The organism is Streptomyces sp. NPDC004629 (genome assembly GCF_042873595.1).
In the GTDB taxonomy this organism is placed as follows: Bacteria; Actinomycetota; Actinomycetes; order Streptomycetales; family Streptomycetaceae; genus Streptomyces.
This window is the reverse complement of record NZ_JBIALO010000002.1, coordinates 269,570-289,235: the sequence shown is the minus strand read 5'-3', so window position 1 is coordinate 289,235 and position 19,666 is coordinate 269,570. Positions and strand designations below refer to the sequence as shown.

Sequence of the window (19,666 nt, the reverse complement as noted above, 5' to 3'; positions counted from 1 at the left end):
ACTCATCGGATGATCGATCACAAGGAGCCGCGATGCGTGTCGCACTGTTCCTGACCTGTGTCAACGACACGCTCTATCCGGACACCGGCCGAGCGGTGGTGAAACTGCTGACCGGATTGGGCGTCGACGTGGACTTCCCGATGGCCCAGACCTGCTGCGGACAGGCCCACTACAACACCGGCTACCGGCATGAGGCGGAACCGCTGGCCCGGCATTTCTCCGATGTCTTCGGGGAGTACGAGGCGATCGTGACGCCGTCCGGTTCCTGCGGGGCGATGGTGCGGGAGCTGTATCCGCGGATGGGCGAGCGGGCCCGGGCGGAGGGCCGCGGTGACACCCTCGCCGCCGCGCTCGCGCCCGTCGTGCCCAAGACGTACGAGCTGACGGAGTTCCTGGTGGACGTGCTGGGGGTGACGGACGTCGGGGCGTACTACCCGCACCGGGTGACCTACCACCCGACCTGCCACGGACTGCGCAGCCTGGGGCTCGGCGACCGTCCCCGCCAGCTGCTCGACGCGGTGCGGGGTCTTGAACTGGTCGAGCTGCCGGGCGCCGAGGAGTGCTGTGGCTTCGGCGGCACGTTCGCGCTGAAGAACGCCGACGTCTCGGCGGCGATGGGCGCGGACAAGGTGCGCAACGCGGAGTCGACGGGCGCGGAGGTGCTGTGCGCGGCCGACAACTCCTGTCTGATGCACATCGGCGGGACGATGACCCGCCTGAGAACCGGCATGCGGCCCGTCCACATCGCCGAGATCCTGGCGAGCACCGAGGAGGAACCGGCGCTATGAGCGGGACGTTCGTCGGCATGCCGGCGTTCCCGAAGGCCGCGCACGAGGCGGTCGGCAACGCGACGCTGCGCGGCAATCTGCGGCACGCCACGCACACCATCCGGGCCAAGCGGGCGAACGCCGTCGCGGAGGTCTCCGACTGGGCGCAACTGCGCGAGGCGGGCAAACGGATCAAGGACCACACGCTCCGTCATCTGGACCGGTACCTCGTCCAGTTGGAGGAGTCGGTGACCGCCGCGGGCGGCGTCGTCCACTGGGCGGCGGACGCCGACGAGGCCAACCGGATCGTCACCCGGCTGGTCGAGGAGACCGGTGAGTCGGAGGTCGTGAAGGTCAAGTCGATGGCCACGCAGGAGATCGGGCTCAATGAGGCACTCCTGGCGGCGGGCATCCACGCGTACGAGACCGATCTCGCGGAGCTGATCGTCCAGTTGGGCAAGGACCGGCCCTCGCACATCCTGGTCCCGGCCATCCACCGCAACCGCGGCGAGATCCGCGACATCTTCCGTACGGAGATGGGCGAGTGGGGCCGCCCGGCCCCCGACGGGCTGACCGACTCCCCCGCCGAGCTGGCCGAGGCCGCCCGGCTGCATCTGCGGGAGAAGTTCCTGCGCGCCGAGGTCGGCATCTCCGGCGCCAACTTCATGGTCGCGGAGACCGGCACGCTCGTCGTCGTGGAGTCCGAGGGCAACGGGCGGATGTGCCTGACCCTGCCCAGGACGCTGATCTCGGTCGTGGGCATCGAGAAGATCGTGCCGACGTGGCGGGACCTGGAGGTGTTCCTGCAGACGCTGCCCCGCTCCTCGACGGCCGAGCGGATGAACCCGTACACGTCGATGTGGACGGGCACCGCCGACGAGGACGGTCCGCGCGTCTTCCATCTGGTGCTGCTCGACAACGGACGCACCGACACCCTGGCCGACGAGGTGGGCCGGCAGGCGCTGCGCTGCATCCGCTGCTCGGCCTGTCTGAACGTCTGCCCGGTGTACGAGCGGGCGGGCGGGCATGCCTACGGCTCGGTGTACCCGGGTCCGATCGGCGCCATCCTCAGTCCCCAACTGCGGGGCACGGCCAGCGAGATCGACGCCTCGCTGCCGTACGCGTCCTCGCTGTGCGGGGCCTGCTACGAGGTGTGCCCGGTGGCCATCGACATCCCCGAGGTGCTGGTGCATCTGCGGGAGCGGGTCGTCGAGGGCGGCCCGGCGACCCGTGGGGGCAACAAGGTGGTGCTGCGGCCGGCCAAGGGGCACGCCGCGGAACGGGCCGCGATGCGGGCGGCCCGCTGGGCGTTGACGCACCCCGCGGCGCTGCGCACCGGTCAGCGGCTGGCCTCCCGCACCCGCCGGCTGCACCCCCGCACCCTGCCAGGACCCGGCCGGGCGTGGAGCGCCACCCGGGATCTGCCGGCGGTGCCGGCGGAGCCGTTCCGCGACTGGTGGCAGCGCACCCGGGGCGCAACCGGCGCACCCAGCACACAGGGCACCGACGGTGGGAAGGGGGCCGCGCGGTGAGCGGCAGGGAACGGATCCTGGGCCGGGTGCGGCGCGCGCTCGCCGATGTGCCGGCCGACGACCCGCCCTACGAACGGGCCGTCGCCCGGGACTATCTGCGGGCGCACGGGGAGCGCAGCGCCGCACAGACGGTGGATCTGCTCGCGGAGAACCTCGCCGACTACCGGGCGCTCGTGCACCGCTGCACGGCCGGTGAACTGCCCTCGGTGATCGCCGACTTGCTGGCCGGCCGCGGGGCGACGTCCGTGCTGGTGCCGCCCGGTCTCGACGAGGGCTGGCTCGCGGCCACGGACGTCGCCCGGGTCGCCGACCGGGCCGAGAGCACCGCGCGCGAACTCGACCGGGTCGACAGCGTGGTCACGGCGTGCGCGGTCGCGATCGCCGAGACCGGCACCATCGTGCTGGACGGCGCGCCGGACCAGGGCCGGCGTCGGATCACCCTGGTCCCGGACCACCACATCTGTGTGGTCCGGGTCCCCGACCAGGTCGTCTCCGCCGTCCCGCAGGCGCTCGAACGCCTCGATCCGCTACGGCCGTTGACCTGGATCTCCGGCCCTTCGGCGACCAGCGACATCGAACTGGACCGGGTGGAGGGTGTGCACGGACCCCGGACGCTGGAGGTCGTCCTGGTCGGCTGAGGACCGCCCTCGACCGGGCCCGCACGGTGTGCCGTGCGGGCCCGGTCCGCGCCCGGCCCCGCCGCGGCCCTCAGCCCTGCGCGGCGGCCAGTTCGTAACGGCCGGACGGCAGCCGGTAGTCGGCGATCCCGTCGGCGAAGCCCGCGAACTCGACCCCGGGCACCCGGGACAGCGGGGTGCGGCCCTCCCGCACGGCGTCCGGGCCGGCGGCCGGGATGCGCAGGGTCGCCGTGCTGTTGGCGGGGACGGCGGCCCGGTAGTGCAGCGTGCGCTTCCGCGCCGACCAGGCGCTGACGATCTCCCCGTACGGCGACAGGTGCGCGCCGGACACCTGGGTGATCCTGCCGGTGGGGTCGGGGTGCGGGCGCAGGAAGAAGTGCTTGAAGCCAGGGTGGTCCGGGTCCTTGGCGATGCCGGCCATGCTCTCGTACATCCACTCCATGATCGCGCCGTAGGAGTAGTGGTTGAACGAGTTCATCTCGACCGGGCCGAAGCCGTCCTGCTCGGAGTAGGAGTTCCAGCGTTCCCAGACCGTCGTGGCGCCGTTGTCCACGGAGTACAGCCAGGAGGGCATCGCGTTCTGGTGGACCAGCCGGTAGGCGAGGTCCGCGCGCCCCTCGTCGGTCAGCACCGGGGCGAGCACGTTCACCCCGAGGAAGCCCACGGCCAGGGTGTGCTCCGCGTACTGGACCCGGGTGCTGCCGGGGTGGGCGGCCTTGTAGGCGGCGTCGTTGCCGATGTTGTCGGCGAGCAGCGCGACGAGCCCGCGGCGCTGGGCCTCGGTGTCGTAGAAACCGAGCTTGAGGACCCACAGCAGGGCGGTCTGGCTGTCGTCCTCGGGGTCCGGGCCGTTGATCGGCTTGCCGCCCAGGCTGGAGCGTACGGTGAGCCGTGCGCCGTCGGTCACGAGGTACTTCGCCATGAACGCCCGTTTGATGTCGGCGAACAGGCCGTCGTACGCGTCCGCCTCCCGGGCCCGCCCGGTCGCCCGGGCCATCTGGGCCATCAGCCGGGTCACGTACCCGTAGTAGACGTCGCTGATCAGCTGGGTGCCGGTGCTCTGCGGGGCCAGCCAGTCGGCGAACAGGGCGCCCTGACCTGCGTGGCTGCCGCCGCCCTTGCGCCGGATCCAGTCCAGATAGCGGGTCATCGCGTCCCAGCTGCGGTCGACGATGGTCCGGTCGCCGCTCATCTGCCACACCGTCCAGGGCACGATCACCCCGCAGTCCGCCCAGCCGCTCACCGGGGCGGCGGCGTTGTACCGGTTGCCGGGGGCGACCGCGGTGAACTGGGCGCCGTCGAGGCCATAGCCGCGCTGCGAGTCGATCAGGTTCTCCTGGAAGTGGCCGAGGAACGCGACGGCGTCGGCGTTGTACAGCCCGGTGTTGCAGAACAGCTGGGTGTCGCCGGTCCAGCCGAGCCGCTCGTCGCGCTGCGGGCAGTCGGTCGGCACCCACAGGTAGTTGCCGCGCTGGCCCCAACGGACGTTGGAGATCAGCTGGTTGACCTTGTCGTCATCGGTGGCGACGGAGCCGATGTCACGGATCGCGGAGGTGGCGACCCTGCCGGTCAGGCCGGTGACGGTGACCCGGTCCGTCGCGGTCACGGAGACGTAGCGGAAGCCGTAGAAGGTCAGGGAGTCCTGGTGGGTCTCGGGCCTGCCGCCGCCCCGCAGGACATAGGTGCTGGTGGCCTTCGCGCTGCGCAGGTTGGCCCGGTAGACGGAGCCGACCGGGCCGTCGGCGCCCGCGCTGTCGTCGTTGAGCATCTCGCCGAAGCGGAAGGCGACTTCGGTGCCCGCGGGGCCGCGCAGCGTGTAGCGGGGGACGCCGACCAGGTTCTGGCCGAGGTCGAAGACCGCCGTCTCGCCTGGGCCGATGGTCACCTCCGCGGTGACCGCCCGTTCGGGGTCGGTGACCGTGCGGGCCGGGTCGACGACGACGCGGCCCCTGCCGCTTCGGCTGCCGGCCTCGCCGGTGACGCCCGTGACGACGGTGACCGAGCGGGGTCCGCGGTCCCACTCGGGCATCAGCCGGGCGCTCTCGCCCGGGTAGGCGACCAGCTGTGCGGCGGGGAACGCGGCGGCGAAGCCGTGCTCCTCGACCCCTCTCCAGCCGGCGGCGTCGAAGCCGTTCGCGTTCCAGCCGGGCAGTTCCCTGCGGGCGTCGTAGGTCTGGCCGTCGTAGATGTCGTCGGCGCGGTACGGGCCCTGGTCCGTGGCGCGCCAGGCGTCGCCGGGTTCGGTGACGACCGTCTGGCTGGTGCCGTCGGCGTACCGGACGAGCAGTTTGGCCTTGAGGGCGAGCGGGTTGCCGGCCGGCGCATAGTAGGTGCTGCCCTCGGAGACACGGGAGTTGTACCAGCCGTTGCCGAGCACCGCTGCGAGCGTGACCTGCCGTTCGCCCGCCACCAGGCCGGTGACGTCATAGGTCAGATAGCTGATCCGGCTGTCGTAGTTCGTCCAGCCCGGGGCGAGCAGTTCATAGGTGGTGTCGGCGCCGTGGGGCACCGCGACCCGCCGGCCGTTGACGTAGGCGTCGTACACGCCGAGGGCCGAGACGTACAGGCGGGCCTCGCGCACCCGGCGGCCGGTGAGCGCCGTCTGCCTGCGCAGCAGCGGCGCTCCGGCGCTGTTGGGCCGCTTGCCCGCCATGGTGATCCATTTGGCGCCGTCCCAGCCGGTGACGCCGTCGGTGCCGAGCAGGCCGGTCTCGAAGCGGGCGGGCGGGGCGGTGGCGGAGCGGCCGTCCTCGTGCCAGACCGTCACCGTCCAGTGGTACCGGGTGGCGGCGGCGAGCGGAGGGCCGCCGTAGGGCACCGCGACCGAGTCCGCAGAGGCGACCTTGCCGCTGTCCCAGACGTCCGGGCGGCCGTCGGTGAGCCGGTCGGGGGCGGAGGCCACCCGGATGCGGTAGGCGAGCTGGCGGCGGCCCCGGACCGCCGAGTCCGTGCGCCAGCCGAACCGGGGGCGCTCCGCGTCGACGCCGAGCGGATCGGTGCGGTGCTCCACCGTCAGACCGCTCACCTCGCCGCGGTCCGTGCCGGGCGCGGCCCCCGCGGTGCCGGCGCCGCCGACGCCTCCCGCCATGGCTATCGGTACGGCCCCCAGAGCCGTGGTCAGAACCGTCCTTCGTCGCACTCCGTCAGTCACGCCGTCATCCCTTCGGCCGGGTCGGAGTTGTCTCGGAGTTGTATCGATTCAATACGGTCGACGGTTGAAGCTAGTGGCGGGCGTGAAGGGTGTCCAGGACTCGTGCAGGACGAGAATTCCCCGGATTCCGACGCACCGGGCCGCAGCGGCTGGGCTCTTCGGAGATCGGTTTGAAACTTTTCAAAGACGGAGCCGAGCATGCCGCATGCGGCGCCGCTAGCGTGGGGTGATGATCCGGTTCGAGCAGGTCACCAAGCGGTATCCGGACGGTACGACGGCCGTGGACGGCCTCTCCTTCGAGGTGTCCGAGGGCGAACTCGTCACGCTGGTGGGCCCGTCCGGCTGCGGCAAGACCACGACCATGATGATGGTCAACCGGCTCATCGACCCGACCTCCGGGCGCATCCTCGTGAGCGGCGAGGACGTCGCCACCGTCGACCCGGTGCGGCTGCGCCGCCGGATCGGGTACGTCATCCAGCAGGTGGGCCTGTTCCCGCACCGCACGATCCTCGACAACACGGCGACCGTCCCCGCCCTGGTCGGCTGGAAGAAGGCGAAGGCGCGGGCGCGGGCCGCCGAACTGCTCGACCTGGTGGGGCTGGACCCGGCCGTCCACGGGCCGCGCTATCCGGACCAGTTGTCGGGCGGACAGCGGCAGCGGGTCGGCGTGGCGCGGGCGCTCGCGGCCGACCCGCCGGTGCTGCTCATGGACGAGCCGTTCGGCGCGGTCGACCCGGTGGTGCGCGAGCAGTTGCAGGAGGAGTTCCTGCGCATGCAGGCCGCGGTGCGCAAGACGGTGCTGCTGGTCACGCACGACATCGAGGAGGCGGTACGGCTCGGCGACCGGATCGCGGTGTACGGGCAGGGCCGGATCGAGCAGTTCGACACGCCCGGTGCGGTGCTGGGTACGCCCGCGACCGACTACGTGGCCTCGTTCGTGGGCGCCGACCGGGGACTGAAGCGGCTGTCGGTCACCGCGATCGAGCCGGACGACCTGGAGCAGCCGCCGGTGGCCCGCCTCGACGAGCCCGCCGAACGCGCCCGGGAGCGGCTGCGGGCCGAGGGGGCGCGCTGGGCCGTCGTCCTGGACGCGCGCGGCGACCTGCACGGCTGGGTGGGCATCGGCGGGCTCGCGGCGGGCGGGTCCGTCGGCCGGCTCGCGCACCGGATGACGGCCTGGGTGCCGGTGGGGGCGCCGCTGAAGCAGGCGTTCGGGGTGATGCTGCAGTACGACGCCGGGTGGGTCGCGGTGCTCGACGGCGCGCGTTTCCTCGGGGTGCTGACCCCGGCGAGGCTGCACGAGGCGCTGCGCCGCTCGGTGGACGCGGACGCGCGCGGCGTGCCGCGCCGCCAGGTGCGGTTCGACTCGGTGACGGACGCCTGAGCGGGCCGCGGACCTGGAGTGCGGGCGCGCGGTCACTTCAGCAGGCCCTTGTCCTCAAGATAGGTCCGGGCCACGTCCGCGGGCAGTCGGCGCCAGCTGTCCACCTGTTGGTTCATGGCGGCCAGGTCCGCCGTGGTGAGGACGTCGTTGAGCCGGCCGAGCGCCGTGGTGACGCCCGCGCCGCCGGCGCGGGCGCGGTTGACCACGGGGACGACGTAGTCGGCGTTCTGGAGGTGCTTGTCGTCGGCGAGCAGTACCAGGTCGAACTGGTCGAGGGTGGCGTCCGTGGTGGTGGTGAGCACCATCTGGTCCTGGCCGCTCTGCACGGCCCGCTTGGCCTGGGTGGTGCCGACGCCCTTGGGGTCGACGCCGATGACGTCGATGCCGTAGGTCTTCCTCAACCCCGGTGCGCAGTACGGCCGTCGTACGCACTCGTCGCCCGCGGCGAGCCGCACCCCGAGCCCCGACGCGCCGAGGTCGCCGAGGGTCCTGAGCCGGTGCTCGCGGGCGTACGACCGGGCCACCGCGAAGGCGTTCTGGTCGACCGCCCGCCCGGGGTCCAGGACGGTGAGGCCGCGCGGCGTGGCGAGCCTGCGCAGGGCGGTCATGGTGGCGGCCAGGTCGGGCGAGCCGGCCGGTGCCGCGTGCGGGCCGTCGGCCTTGGCGCCCAGCCAGTCGGCGAAGGTGGCCGCGTACTCGGGCACGACGTCGATCTGGCCCGATTCCAGGGCGGGTTCGTACAGTTCGCGGTTGGCGACCGTGAGGATGGATGTCCGGTAGCCGGCCCGGTTCAGCAGCAGCGCGTACATCTGCGCGAGCAGATCGCTCTCGGTGAAGCCGGCCGATCCGATGGTCAGCCGCCGGCTGTCGCCGGGCGAGGCGGTGACCGCGCCGCGGTTCTCCAGCGAGGGCCCGGTGACACACCCGGCGAGCAGCGGCGCAGCCGCCACGAGCGCCGCACCGGCCGACAACGCCCTGCCCCACCGCACACCACGCGAACGGGCAGCACCCCGCCAACACCCCCACGGCCACCCAAGCCCGCGGACCCCCAGCCGCCCGTACAACCACCATCCGACCGCCACCGCAGGCAAAGCCCCGGCCCAGCCGCCCGCAGTGACACTGACGTCGGCCGGAATCGGTCGGGCGACGCGGATGAGGAGAACCGCCACGGGCGAGCGGTGAGGCGCGGCGGCGCGGTCCGGCCGGTCCCGTCTGCCGGACAGGACCTCGGACCCCTGATGCGGCCCGTCCTGCCCCCGCGCCGCCTGCCACGGCCCGGCGACGCCCCGGCCGCGCTGCGTACGCCACCGGCCGGGAACCCCCCGGCACCACACCGCAGCCGACCTGCCGGTCACGCCCCACACCGCAGCCGACCTGTCGCTCACGCCCCACTCCCCCGCCGCACGCCAACAACCCACCGCACCCCACCGAGCCACCGCACCCCACCAACCCACGGCACGCCACCGAGCCGTCGGGTGACGGATGCGTCGCCGGTTCGCCGGGCCCGCGGCTCCCGCCGTGCGGTGACTCGTGGTCGGCCTGGTGCCCTCCCGTGGTGGTGGGTCATCGGGACGGCCTCACCCAGCGTGGGGACAGGCGTTCGGCGGTCTCGAAGACGGCCTCGACGACCAGGGCGAAGACGGCCACCAGTACCGCTCCGGCCACCACCTGCGGGGTGCTGGCGAGGTTGAAGCCCGCCGTGATGATGCGGCCGAGGCCGCCCCCGCCCGCCAGCGCGGCGATGGTCGCGGTGGCGACGAGCTGGACGGCGGCGATCCGCACGCCGCCCAGGACCATCGGCAGGGCGAGCGGCAGCTCCACCCGGAACAGCAGTTGGCGCCCCGTCATGCCCATCCCCCGCGCCGCCCGCACGACACCCCGGTCGACCTCGCGCACGCCGACGTACGCGTTGGTGAGCAGCGGCGGCACCGCGAACAGCACCAGGGCCACCACGGTGGGCCCCTCCCCCCAGCGGCCGACCGGGGTGAGCAGCAGCAGGACCAGCACGGCGAAGGTGGGCACGGCCCGGCCGACGTTGGAGATGTTCACCGCGAGGACACCGCCCTTGCCGAGGTGGCCGAGGACCAGGGCGACGGGCAGCGCGACGGCGCAGCTGACGCCCAGGCAGACGACGGTCAGCACGAGGTGTTGCAGCAGCCGGTGCCGGATGCCGTCCTCGCCCGTCCAGTGCGTCGGGTCGGCGAGCCAGTGCCAGGTGGCGATGAGGGTCGTCATGCGCGGGCCGCCCGCGCCCAGGGAGTGATCAGCCACTGCACGCCGAGCAGCAGCAGATCGGCCGCGACCGCGATCAGCACGCACAGCACCGACGCCGTCAGCACCTGTGCCTTGAAGTAGGTGTTCATCCCCGCGTAGATGAGATTGCCGAGCCCTCCGAAACCGACGATCGCGCCGATGGTCACCAGGGAGACCGCGGAGACCGTGGCGATGCGCAGTCCGGCCATGGCGGCGGGCAGGGCGAGCGGCAGCTCGACGGTGAGCAGCAGGCGGATCGGGCCGTAGCCCATGCCGCGCGCGGCCTGCCGGGTCTCCTCGGGAACGGCCCGCAGCCCGGCCAGGATGTTGCGGACGAGCAGGGTCAGCGAGTAGAGCACGAGCCCGGCGACGACAAGGCCGGCGGAGAGCCCGTACAGGGGCAGGAGCAGGGAGAACATGGCAAGGGACGGAATCGTGTAGAGGATCGTCGTGACCCCGAGGACGGGCCCGGCGGCCCACGCCCAGCGGCGGGCGAGCACGGCCAGCGGGACGGCGACCGCGAGGCCGATCAGCACCGAGACGGAGGTCAGCCCCACATGCTGCACCACCGCGTCGAGCAGGATGTGGCGCCGGGTGCTCAGATACGCACCGCAGATCCATTCGTTGCGCGCGAGGCAGTCGTGCGGGGGCGCGGTCACGGGTCCATTGCACCGGCGGGCCCCCCGGTCGGCTCGTTGTGGTGACCCGTACGGGTGTCGCTGACTACACCCGCCGATACGGGTTCTGCGCCCCATGTGCTGCGGCCGTCCGCTCCGTAGCGTCGTCGACGGGCACACGGAGTGCCGGACGGAGAGGGATGACGATGTTGCGCACAGCTTCGCGACGCACGCACGATGCGGGACCCGCCGCCGAGGCGCTGCGGCTGGTCAAGGTCACCAAGACGTACGGCAGCGGGGACAGCGCCGTGACCGCCCTTGACGGGGTCACGCTCGGCCTGGCGCGGGGCACGTTCACGGCGGTGATGGGGCCGTCGGGCTCGGGCAAGTCCACGTTGTTGCAGTGCGCGGCCGGTCTTGACCGGCCGGACAGCGGGATCGTGCGGGTCGACGGCGCGGAGATGACGGGTTCCGGCGAGGCGGAGCTGACCCGGTTCCGGCGCAGCCGGGTCGGGTTCGTCTTCCAGCAGTACAACCTGCTGGACACCCTGACCGTCGCGCAGAACACGGTGCTGCCGCTGAAGCTCGCGGGCCGGCGCGTCGACCGTGACCGGGCCCGGGAGGTCCTGACGGCCGTCGGGCTCGGCGACCGGCTCGGGCATATGCCCGGCCAGTTGTCCGGCGGTCAGCGGCAGCGGGTGGCGATCGCCCGGGCGCTGGTCACCGAACCGCGGGTGATCTTCGCGGACGAGCCGACCGGCGCGCTGGACACACGCAGCGCGCGGGAGGTGCTGCGGCTGTTGCGGGAGGCGGTGCGGGTGCACGGCCGGACCGTGGTGATGGTGACGCACGACCCGGTCGCCGCCTCGTACGCCGACTCCGTGCTGTTCCTGGCCGACGGCCGGCTCGCGGGGCAGTTGCCCGCGCCGACGGCCGAGGCGGTCGCCGAGTGGCTCGCGCACCTCGGCGACGACGTGCCGGCGGGGGTGTGAGCGATGCTCGTACTGGCTCTGCGGTCGATCCGCAAGCGCCCCGGACGGTTCCTGGCGACGCTGCTGTCCGCCTTCCTGGGTGCGGCGCTCGTCATGGCCTTCAACTCGCTGCACGACACGGCCGGGCAGCCGGGCGTCGATGATGTGAGCGCACAGACGCTGACCACCACGGCGGGCGTCGTCGGCGGCTACGGCACCCTGCTGGTCTTCTTCGCCATCGCCTCCACGCTGACCGTGAACGTGCGGCAGCGGTCGGCCGAGGTGGAGTTGCTGCGCTGCTCGGGGGCGACGCCCGCGCAGATCAGGCGGATGATCGTCGGCGAGGCCGTCGCCGTGGCCCTGGTGGGCACGGTCCTCGCGGTCGGTCCCGCGGTGCTCGGCGGGCGGGCGCTGCTCGGCGCGTTCCGGGACAGCGGCCAGGTGGCCCGTTCCGTGGAAGCCGCCTTCGGCCCGGTCGCGTTGCTGTCCGGAGTCGGTGTCACGCTGCTCGCGTCGGCGGGCGCGGCGTTCCTCGCCGTGCGCCGGGCGACGCGCCGGGGCGTGCGACGCGGCCGGGGGCGGACGCTCCTCGCGTACGGCGCGCTGGTGGCCGGGGCGCTGTCCGCGGCGAGCACGTACGCGTTCTCCGCGACGGACGCGGCCCTGATGGCGGCGCCCGCGTACGGGGCGATCCTGCTGTCGGTGGGCCTTGCGCTGCTCGCGCCGCGGCTGTTCGGCTGGCTGCTCGCCGCACTGCCGCTGGGCGGGGCGAGCGGCTGGCTGGCGGTGCGCCGGCTGCGCCGCCGGGTGGACGAGCTGTCCGGGATCCTGATGTCGCTGGTCCTGTTCACCGCCATCAGCACGGCGACGGTGACCATGCAGTCGATGGAGTCCGACGCCGTCGCGGCCTCGGGACTGCGCAAGTCGGTCGACGCGAAGAACCTGGAGATGCTGAATCTGACGGTCGTCGGCGTCATCGCGGTGTTCGTCTGCATCATGCTGGTCAACTCGCTGTACGCGGCGACCGCGTACCGCGGCTCCGAGTTCGGCCGGCAGCGGCTGGCGGGCGCCACCCCGGGCCAGGTGCTGGGCACGGTGGGCGTCGAGTCCGCGGTGCTCACGGTGGTGGGGGTGCTGCTCGGCACGGTGGCCGCGCTCGCCGGGATCGTCCCGTTCACGATGGTCCGCACCGACGGTGTGCTGCCGGGTCAGACGCTCGGCATCTGGCTCGCGGTGTGCGCGGTGGCCGCGGCGGTGACGCTGGGCACGAGCCTCGGCACGGCACGCCGGATGCTGCGGACCCCGGCGATCGGGGCGGTGGCCGCGGCAGTGTGAGCGGTTGCCGGTGACGGGGGCACGCCGGTTGCCAGTGGCAGGGACACGCCTCTTGCCCGGGCAGGGGCACGCCCTCTTGCCGGTGGGAGGGGCACCCGCGGCGGGCGGCGCCCGCGTCACCGGCTCCCTGGACATGGCCGTGCGGACCGCCGTCCTCATGGGAGTACGCCGAGGCGCAGCCCCTCGCTGCCACTGTCGCTGTGGGTGCCGCTTTCGCCGTGTGCCCCGCGGGCCGGTGACACCAGGACGCCGGCCGCGTCACGCCCGCACGCCGGCCGCGTCCAGGAGCGCGGTCACCGTCGCCGTCGCGAGTCCGTCGTCCAGCCGCTCCACGCGGGCGCCGGCGCGGGCGCCGGCCCCGTCGAAGACCAGCATCAACTGGCGGGCCAGCAGGGCCGGGTCACGGGCACCGCCCTGCTCGGCCAGCGCACGGAAGTGCGCCTCCAGCCGCTCCTTGACGCCGCGGGCGACCGCGCTCGCCGGGTGCTCGGGGTCCTTCAGCTCCACCAGGACGGCCAGGTACGGGCAGCCGTGGTAATCGGGGTCCACGGAGTGCTCGGCGATCCGCTCGAAGACGTACAGGATCTGCAGGCGGGGCGACATGGCCGCCGGCTCGGCGGGCCTGAGCCGGGCCTCGTACCACGGGATCCGCCGCTGAAGGCTGGCGGCAAGCACCTCGTCCTTGCCGTCGAAGAGCTGGTACATCGACCGCTTGGAGACGCCGGCCGTCCGGCACAGCGCCTCGACGCCGATGGACACGCCGTCGCGGTAGAAGAGCCCGGCCGCCGCATCGAGCAGCCGGTCGCGCGGGGACGCCTTGTCTGGGGTGGCCATACCGCGAGGTTACCGCGCCGCACCCGTGAGGAAACCGATCGGTATACGCCGCCTGCGGCGTCGACGCCCGCCCAGGACGCCGGTGTCATCGACTTGCCCTGCATCCCGCCGGCGGACGAGGACGTACGACATGAGCCACCCACCCGTGGAACTCGGCACCTTCCCCACCCCCGTGGAACCGGCGCCCCGGCTGGCCGCCGCGCTCGGGCTCGGCCCGGACGACCTGTGGGTCGAGCGCGACGACCTGACCGGTCTCGGCGGTGGCGGCAACAAGATCCGCAAGCTGGAGTGGACCGTGGGCGCCGCGCTCGCCGACGGCGCCGACACGCTGGTGACGACCGGCGCGCCGCAAAGCAACCACGCCCGGCTCACGGCCGCCGCGGGCGCCCGGCTCGGCCTGGCCGTGGCGCTCGTGCTGCGCGGCTCGCCGGGCGGGTCCAGGTCCGGGGACCTGGCGCTCGACGGCCTGTTCGGCGCGCGGCTGGCCCGGCGAGGTGGACCGGGCGGGCCTCGACGCCGCGGCCGGCGAGGTGTGCGAGCGGCTGCGCGCGGACGGGGCCCGGCCGGCGCTCGTCCCGTTCGGCGGCTCCGGCACGCTGGGGGCGCGCGGCTCTGTGCGCTGTGCCGAGGAACTGCGCCGGCAGGTGCCCGGGCTGCGGACCGCGGTCGTCGCCCTCGGCTCCGGCGGGACCATGGCCGGGCTGGTGGCGTCGCTGGGGGCGGGGGGGGTGCTGGGCGTGGACGTGGGCGCGCCGGCCGATCCGGCGGCGGCGGTCGCCGGGTTCGCGGCGCCGCTCACCGCGGAGGCGGTCGCCCCGGAGCGGCTGCGGATCCGCACCGACCAGGTGGGCGGCGGCTAGGCGGCGCTCACCCCGGCGGCGGCCGAAGCGCTCCGGCTCGCCGCCCGCACGGAGGGCCTGGTCCTCGACCCCGTCTACACCGGCCGGGCCCCGGCCGGACTCGCCGCCGCGGTCCGTGACGGCGACATCGTGCCGGGCGAGCGCACGGTCTTTGTGCACACCGGCGGCCTGCCCGGCCTGTTCGGCCACCCGGCCGCGGTGACCTACGCCGAGAACGAAGCACTGACGTACGCCTTCGACGCGTAGCCGCCCCGGGCCGCCGGAACGGAAGAAGCCGCGCTGCCGAGATGCCCGGTCGGCCAGCTCGGGCGGAGTCCTCGGGAACGTCCGCGGCGCCGGCGGAACGAGGAAGATACCGGCACGGCACCGCAGGGCCCCGTCCCCGGGGGCGGACGGCCGGAGTCCGACGTCAGGGCCTTCGGCCCGTAGCAGCAGCTCCGCCTCGGCGGCCCAACGTGCCACCGCCCACGGGGAATCGGGACCGCCGGGCGGATCGGGCGAGTGCGGTGCCCGCGGCCGGCCGGGGGCGGGCGGCGCCATGGACGGTGTCCCGTCCGCACCGCACCGCCGCGCCAGTTCGCCGCTGTGCCCCCCGTCCCACAGATGCCGGTGCAGGTCGAGCCGGAAACGCCGGTCGGGATGCGGGTGCGGATGCGGAGGATGGCCGAGGGCGTCGTTCCCGGAGCCCTCCCACAGGGCCAGGGACATTCGCTGCCCGGCGTCCGCCCGGGCCGGCGGTGTCCGCACCACCAGGTGCAGCGGCCTGCCGCCGCAACCGCGGTAGCGGGCCAGGGAGATGGTCAGGCCGGGTCGGAGCAGCCCGTCGGGGGCGATCCGGGGCATGTGCCAGCGGAGCAGATCCGGCGCGAGCCGGCGCAGATCCGCGCGGAGGCGGGTGCGGAGTTCGGTGCCGTGGCGGTCGCGCACGGCGCGCAGATCGAGATCGACGTCGATCCGGGCGGCGGCGCAGGCCCCCGCCCAGTCACCGACCGCACGGCGTGCGGTGGCGGCCTCGATCATGGACGGTGGCACGGCGTACGCGCGTACGCGCTGCCACATCAACAGGCGGGTCGGAATCGGGTTCGCGGGGTGATGTGCCATCAGCACTCACCTTGCGCGAACGATTCCCCCAATCCGTACGAGGAGAAGTTCATCATCCCGGGCATCATAGGCACCGGGACGACGATCTGATCAGTCCCTTTGGACGGCTACGGCCCCGGGGACTTCGCGTAGGTCTGGGCCATACCGCCCGCGAAGTCGTAGACCACGACCTGTTCGTCGCCGACGACCCAGGCGTCGTGGCCGGGCGAGCACACGAAGACATCGCCGGGGCCGACCTCGGCCTCCCCGCCGTCGTCCATGCGCAGCCGCATCCGTCCCCGCACCACGAAGCCGTTGTGGTGCACCATGCAGCTCTCCGTGCCCGCGATCGGCGCCACGGACTGCGACCAGCGCCAGCCCGGTTCGAAGGTGGCCACGGCGAAGTCGAGTCCGCTCATGTGGACGGCTTCGAGATGACCACGGGGAAAATCGCGCCGCTCGTCGGGCTTGTCGACCGTCTTCACTTCCAGCATGACGGTGTCCTCCCTTCCGGCCGCCGAACGCGGCCGGGGCCGTCTCCGTCTCCCGGCGGCCTCGGGTGGCGCCGGCGCGCACACGACGACGGCCACGAATCCATCGTCCGCCCGCGCCCGCACCGCCGCCATCCGGGCCGCCCCGCTCCCGGGCCAGGTCGTGATCTAGGTGCCGGGGTGGGTGAGTTCGATGTCGTGGTTCTGGGTGTCGCCGCCGTCGAGGCGCACACCGGTGGCCCGGGGCGGGTAGCCCGTCGCGACGACCGAGTACTGGCCGGTGTCCAGGTCGGTGAAGGCGTACGCCCCGTCGCCGCCGGTCGTGGTCGTGGCGACGACGTCGCCCGTGGCGTCCACCAGGGTCACCCGGGCGTCGCTCAGCGGGGCGCCGGCGCCGCGAACCGTGCCGCGTACGTATGCCCCGGGCCGCAGTTCCATCTCCACGCGCGTGTCACCGGTGTCGGTCAGGTCGACGGGCAGCGCGAGCGGGCGGTGCTCGGGCGAGTTGACGGCGAGGGTCACCGTCCCGGGCGCCAGGCCGGCGACGCCGAACTCGCCGAGCGTGTCGGTGCCCGCGGTGGCCAGGACGTCGCCGCGCACGTCGGTCACGACGACGACCGCGCCCGCGACCGGCGCCCCGCTCTCCGCCGAGCGCACGACGCCGGTCAGCCCGCCGGCGCCGCTCAGCAGGATGTCGTGGGCCGTCGGGTCGGCGCCGACCACGAGCGACGTGGCACGCGGCCTGCGGCCCACGGCGGAGGCGATCAGGACGTACGTCCCCTCCCCGGGCGCGGTGAGCGCGTACGACCCGTCGTGCCGTGCGACGACCCGGCCCAGCTGCCGTCCTTCGAGCGCGATCAGTGTGATGGCCGCGCCGGCCACGGGCGCGCCGTCCGCGCCCCGCACCCGCCCGCGCACCGGGATGCCGCGCTCGCCGTGCCCGGCGGGCACCACGGTCCCGGCCGGCTCCGCGGGCACCGCCTCCGGGCCCGCGGTCCGCGTGGCCGCCGGCTCGGGGGACGCGGGTGGCCGCGGGACAGCGCCGGGCGCGGGTGGCCGCGGGACAGCGCCGGGCGCCGCCGCCTGCACGGTCGCCGGTCCCACCACGGGCACGGCCTCGCGGCGGCGCGGGATGAAGGAGGCCACGAGGAACGCGAGGACCGCGGCTCCCGAGCCGACCGCCATGACCGCCTTGAAGCCGTTCTCGGAGGGGAGGAAGACCGCGCCGAACGGGGTGGTCAGCTGCGCCAGGATCACGCCCGCGACGGCGCTGGCGGTGGAGGTGCCGATGGACCGCATCAGGGTGTTGAGGCTGTTCGCGGCGGCCGTCTCGGACGGGTCCACGGCGCCCATGATGAGCGCGGGCATGGCGCCGTAGGCGAAGCCGATGCCGGCGCCGATGACGCAGGAGGCCACGACGAGCTGCCAGACGGCGTCCATCATCACGATGTTGAGGCCGTAGCCGGCGGCCACGATCACGGCGCCGCACATCAGGGTCACCTTCGGCCCCCACGCCCGGGACACCGCCGCGGACACGGGCGCCATGGCCATCATCACCAGGCCGGTCGGCGCCATGACGAGTCCGGCGAAGAGCAGCGACTTGCCCAGGCCGTAGCCGGTCGCCACGGGCAGTTGCAGCAGCTGCGGGAGCACCAGGGACATCGCGAACATGGAGAAGCCGAAGGCGACCGAGGCGAGGTTGGTCACCAGCACCTGGCGGCGGGCCGTGGTGCGCAGGTCCACCAGCGGGTGCGCGGCGCGCAGTTCGAACAGGCCCCACAGGAACAGCACCACGACCGCGGCGCCGAAAAGCCCGAGGGTCGTGCCGCCGGTCCAGCCCCAGTCGGCGCCCTTGGAGATCGCCAGCAGCAGACAGACCAGGCCGGCCGCCATGCCGAAGGCGCCGGGCAGGTCGAACCGGCCGCCGGTGCGCACCCGGGACTCGGGGACGAGGAGCAGCACGAGCACGGCGGCGACGACGCCGAGGGCCGCCGAGGTCCAGAACAGCGCGTGCCAGTCGAAGTGGTCGGCGATGAGCGCGGCGGCGGGCAGCCCGAGGGCACCGCCGACGCCCAGGGATGCGCTCATCAGGGCGGTGGCGGAGCCGAGCCGTTCGGCGGGCAGTTCGTCGCGCATGATGCTGATGCCGAGCGGGATCACACCGGCGGCCAGTCCCTGCAACGCCCGCCCCACGATCATGGGGACGAGGGTGTCGCTCAGCCCTGCGGTGACCGACCCTGCGACCAGCATGCCGAGGCTGGCCAGCAGCATGAGCCGCTTGCCGTACATGTCGCCGAGCCGGCCCATGACGGGGGTGGCGACGGCGGCCGCGAGGAGGGTGGCGGTGACCGCCCAGGCCGCGTCCGAGGCCGGCGCGTCGAGCAGCTTCGGCAGCTCGGGCACGATCGGGATCACCAGGGTCTGCATCAGCGAGACCACGATGCCGCCGAAGGCCAGCACGGCGACGACGAGGTTCGTCCGCGGCGCGGTGGGCTCCTGCGGCCTCGCCTCCGGAACGGGCCGGGGTTGTGCGTGGGCCATGGTCGGGCCTCCGTCCGGGCACTCGGGTGTGCGGCCCGTCGACTGTAAGTCAGTTGATTGACTTAAGCAAGGAGAGTGGGATTCCGTGGCCGCCCGGTGAAGATCCCGTACCCGTCTGAGGCGGCACCCGGCGGCGGGGCGGCCGTTCCGGGCTCGGCGACCGGAGGACCGGCGCTAGGTTGGGCGCCATGAGCAACCTTGACCGCGCGCCCGTACCCAGCGTCTGCGGCGGCCGCGGATTCGTCGTCGCCGAGCCCGTCCGCGAGCTGCTGAGCCCCCGCGAGGTGCGGCTCGGCGAGTCGACCGAGGTGCGTCGGCTGCTGCCGAACCTCGGCCGGCGCATGATCGGCGCCTGGGCCTTCGTCGACCACTACGGGCCCGACGACATCGCCGACGAACCGGGCATGCAGGTCCCGCCACACCCGCACATGGGCCTGCAGACGGTCAGCTGGCTGCACGAGGGCGAGGTGCTGCACCGGGACTCGACCGGCAGTCTGCAGACGATCCGGCCGAAGCAGCTGGGCCTGATGACCTCGGGCCGGGCGATCAGCCACTCCGAGGAGAGCCCCCGCCCGCACGCACGCTTCCTGCACGGCGCGCAGCTGTGGGTCGCGCTGCCGGACGCGCACCGCCACACCGACCCGCGGTTCGAGCACCATCCCGAACTGCCCACGGTCACCGCGCCGGGCCTGACGGCAACCGTGATCCTCGGCGACCTCGACGGCACCGCCTCGCCCGGGACGGCGTACACGCCGATCGTGGGCGCCGATCTCGCGCTGGCCCGCGGCAGCGACGTCCGCCTCCCACTGGAGCCGGACTTCGAGTACGGCGTCCTGGCGATGTCCGGCGAGGTACACGTCGACGGCGTGCCCGTGCTGCCGGGTTCGATGCTCTACCTCGGCTGCGGCCGGACCGAACTGCCACTGCGCGCCGATTCGGACGCGGAGCTGATGCTGCTCGGCGGCGAGCCGTTCGAGGAGGAGCTGATCATGTGGTGGAACTTCGTCGCCCGCACCCAGGAGGAGATCGAGCAGGCCCGTCGGGAGTGGCTGACGGGATCGCGCTTCGGTGAGGTGAAGGGGTATGACGGTGCCCCGCTCGGCGCCCCTGAGCTGCCGCCGACCCCGCTCAGGCGGCGCGGCCGGACGAGGTAGCACCCGGAGCTGGTGGTGGAATTTTCAACCACTGGGTTCGGTTGTGGGCGTCGAAGGA

At 73.6% G+C, this 19,666-nt stretch carries 15 protein-coding genes and 1 pseudogene; 8 read left to right on the top strand and 8 right to left on the bottom strand.

All coding sequences use genetic code 11. The features are described from left to right. Positions 1–32: 32 nt before the first annotated feature. Genes ACFYTE_RS04285 through ACFYTE_RS04275 form a run of 3 tightly spaced genes read left to right on the top strand, consistent with a single transcriptional unit; the run spans position 33 to position 2,937 of the window. On the top strand, positions 33–788 hold the full coding sequence (locus tag ACFYTE_RS04285) for a (Fe-S)-binding protein (RefSeq protein WP_388704654.1): 756 nt from the start codon (positions 33–35) through the stop codon (positions 786–788). Continuing rightward, complete coding sequence (locus ACFYTE_RS04280; RefSeq protein ID WP_388704651.1) at positions 785–2,299, top strand: LutB/LldF family L-lactate oxidation iron-sulfur protein; 1,515 nt, start codon at positions 785–787, stop codon at positions 2,297–2,299. Before ACFYTE_RS04285 ends, ACFYTE_RS04280 begins: the two co-directional genes overlap by 4 nt. After that, complete coding sequence (locus tag ACFYTE_RS04275; protein ID WP_388704648.1) at positions 2,296–2,937, top strand: lactate utilization protein C; 642 nt, start codon at positions 2,296–2,298, stop codon at positions 2,935–2,937. The genes ACFYTE_RS04280 and ACFYTE_RS04275 overlap by 4 nt, the downstream gene beginning before the upstream one ends. Positions 2,938–3,007: 70 nt before the next feature. Here ACFYTE_RS04275 and ACFYTE_RS04270 read toward each other — a convergent pair whose 3' ends face one another. Continuing rightward, positions 3,008–6,025, bottom strand: coding sequence for a family 78 glycoside hydrolase catalytic domain (locus ACFYTE_RS04270; RefSeq protein WP_388705168.1), 3,018 nt, complete (start codon positions 6,023–6,025; stop codon positions 3,008–3,010). A gap of 292 nt (positions 6,026–6,317) precedes the next feature. Here ACFYTE_RS04270 and ACFYTE_RS04265 point away from each other — a divergent pair, with 292 nt between their 5' ends. Then, the gene (locus tag ACFYTE_RS04265) at positions 6,318–7,472 is read left to right on the top strand and encodes an ABC transporter ATP-binding protein (RefSeq protein ID WP_388704646.1); all 1,155 of its coding nucleotides are present in this window, start codon (positions 6,318–6,320) and stop codon (positions 7,470–7,472) included. Between the two features lie 32 nt (positions 7,473–7,504). Here ACFYTE_RS04265 and ACFYTE_RS04260 read toward each other — a convergent pair whose 3' ends face one another. The 3 genes from ACFYTE_RS04260 to ACFYTE_RS04250 all read right to left on the bottom strand — a co-directional run bounded on the left by ACFYTE_RS04260 (position 7,505) and on the right by ACFYTE_RS04250 (position 10,384). Next, positions 7,505–8,422, bottom strand: a complete 918-nt coding sequence (locus tag ACFYTE_RS04260; RefSeq protein ID WP_388704643.1) for an ABC transporter substrate-binding protein — start codon at positions 8,420–8,422, stop codon at positions 7,505–7,507. A gap of 613 nt (positions 8,423–9,035) precedes the next feature. Continuing rightward, entirely contained in the window at positions 9,036–9,707 is a 672-nt protein-coding gene (locus ACFYTE_RS04255) for an ABC transporter permease (RefSeq protein WP_388704640.1), read from the bottom strand. Next, complete coding sequence (locus ACFYTE_RS04250) at positions 9,704–10,384, bottom strand: ABC transporter permease (RefSeq protein ID WP_388704637.1); 681 nt, start codon at positions 10,382–10,384, stop codon at positions 9,704–9,706. Before ACFYTE_RS04250 ends, ACFYTE_RS04255 begins: the two co-directional genes overlap by 4 nt. Positions 10,385–10,548: 164 nt before the next feature. On the opposite strand from ACFYTE_RS04250, the gene ACFYTE_RS04245 reads away from it, so the two are divergent. Both ACFYTE_RS04245 and ACFYTE_RS04240 read left to right on the top strand, forming a co-directional pair. After that, a complete protein-coding gene (locus tag ACFYTE_RS04245; protein WP_388704634.1) occupies positions 10,549–11,334 on the top strand; it encodes an ABC transporter ATP-binding protein in 786 nt (261 codons plus the stop codon). Between the two features lie 3 nt (positions 11,335–11,337). Further along, complete coding sequence (locus ACFYTE_RS04240; RefSeq protein ID WP_388704633.1) at positions 11,338–12,648, top strand: FtsX-like permease family protein; 1,311 nt, start codon at positions 11,338–11,340, stop codon at positions 12,646–12,648. 258 nt (positions 12,649–12,906) lie between these two features. Here the strand turns inward: ACFYTE_RS04240 and ACFYTE_RS04235 are convergent, their stop codons facing one another. Beyond that, complete coding sequence (locus ACFYTE_RS04235; protein WP_388704631.1) at positions 12,907–13,482, bottom strand: TetR/AcrR family transcriptional regulator; 576 nt, start codon at positions 13,480–13,482, stop codon at positions 12,907–12,909. A 130-nt stretch (positions 13,483–13,612) separates the two neighbouring features. Here ACFYTE_RS04235 and ACFYTE_RS04230 point away from each other — a divergent pair, with 130 nt between their 5' ends. Further along, on the top strand, positions 13,613–14,461 hold the full coding sequence (locus ACFYTE_RS04230; protein WP_388705166.1) for a pyridoxal-phosphate dependent enzyme: 849 nt from the start codon (positions 13,613–13,615) through the stop codon (positions 14,459–14,461). A 298-nt stretch (positions 14,462–14,759) separates the two neighbouring features. Here ACFYTE_RS04230 and ACFYTE_RS04225 read toward each other — a convergent pair. The 3 genes and pseudogenes from ACFYTE_RS04225 to ACFYTE_RS04215 all read right to left on the bottom strand — a co-directional run. Next, positions 14,760–15,443 (bottom strand): annotated as a pseudogene (locus ACFYTE_RS04225) (hypothetical protein); the annotation flags it as partial. A 107-nt stretch (positions 15,444–15,550) separates the two neighbouring features. Beyond that, positions 15,551–15,916, bottom strand: coding sequence for a cupin domain-containing protein (locus ACFYTE_RS04220; protein WP_388704629.1), 366 nt, complete (start codon positions 15,914–15,916; stop codon positions 15,551–15,553). A gap of 165 nt (positions 15,917–16,081) precedes the next feature. Further along, positions 16,082–18,454 (bottom strand): MFS transporter, encoded by a 2,373-nt coding sequence (locus tag ACFYTE_RS04215; RefSeq protein WP_388704627.1) that lies wholly within the window; start codon positions 18,452–18,454, stop codon positions 16,082–16,084. Positions 18,455–18,642: 188 nt separating this feature from the next. Here ACFYTE_RS04215 and ACFYTE_RS04210 point away from each other — a divergent pair, with 188 nt between their 5' ends. Beyond that, positions 18,643–19,608, top strand: coding sequence for a pirin family protein (locus ACFYTE_RS04210; protein ID WP_388704625.1), 966 nt, complete (start codon positions 18,643–18,645; stop codon positions 19,606–19,608). Positions 19,609–19,666 lie beyond the last annotated feature (58 nt).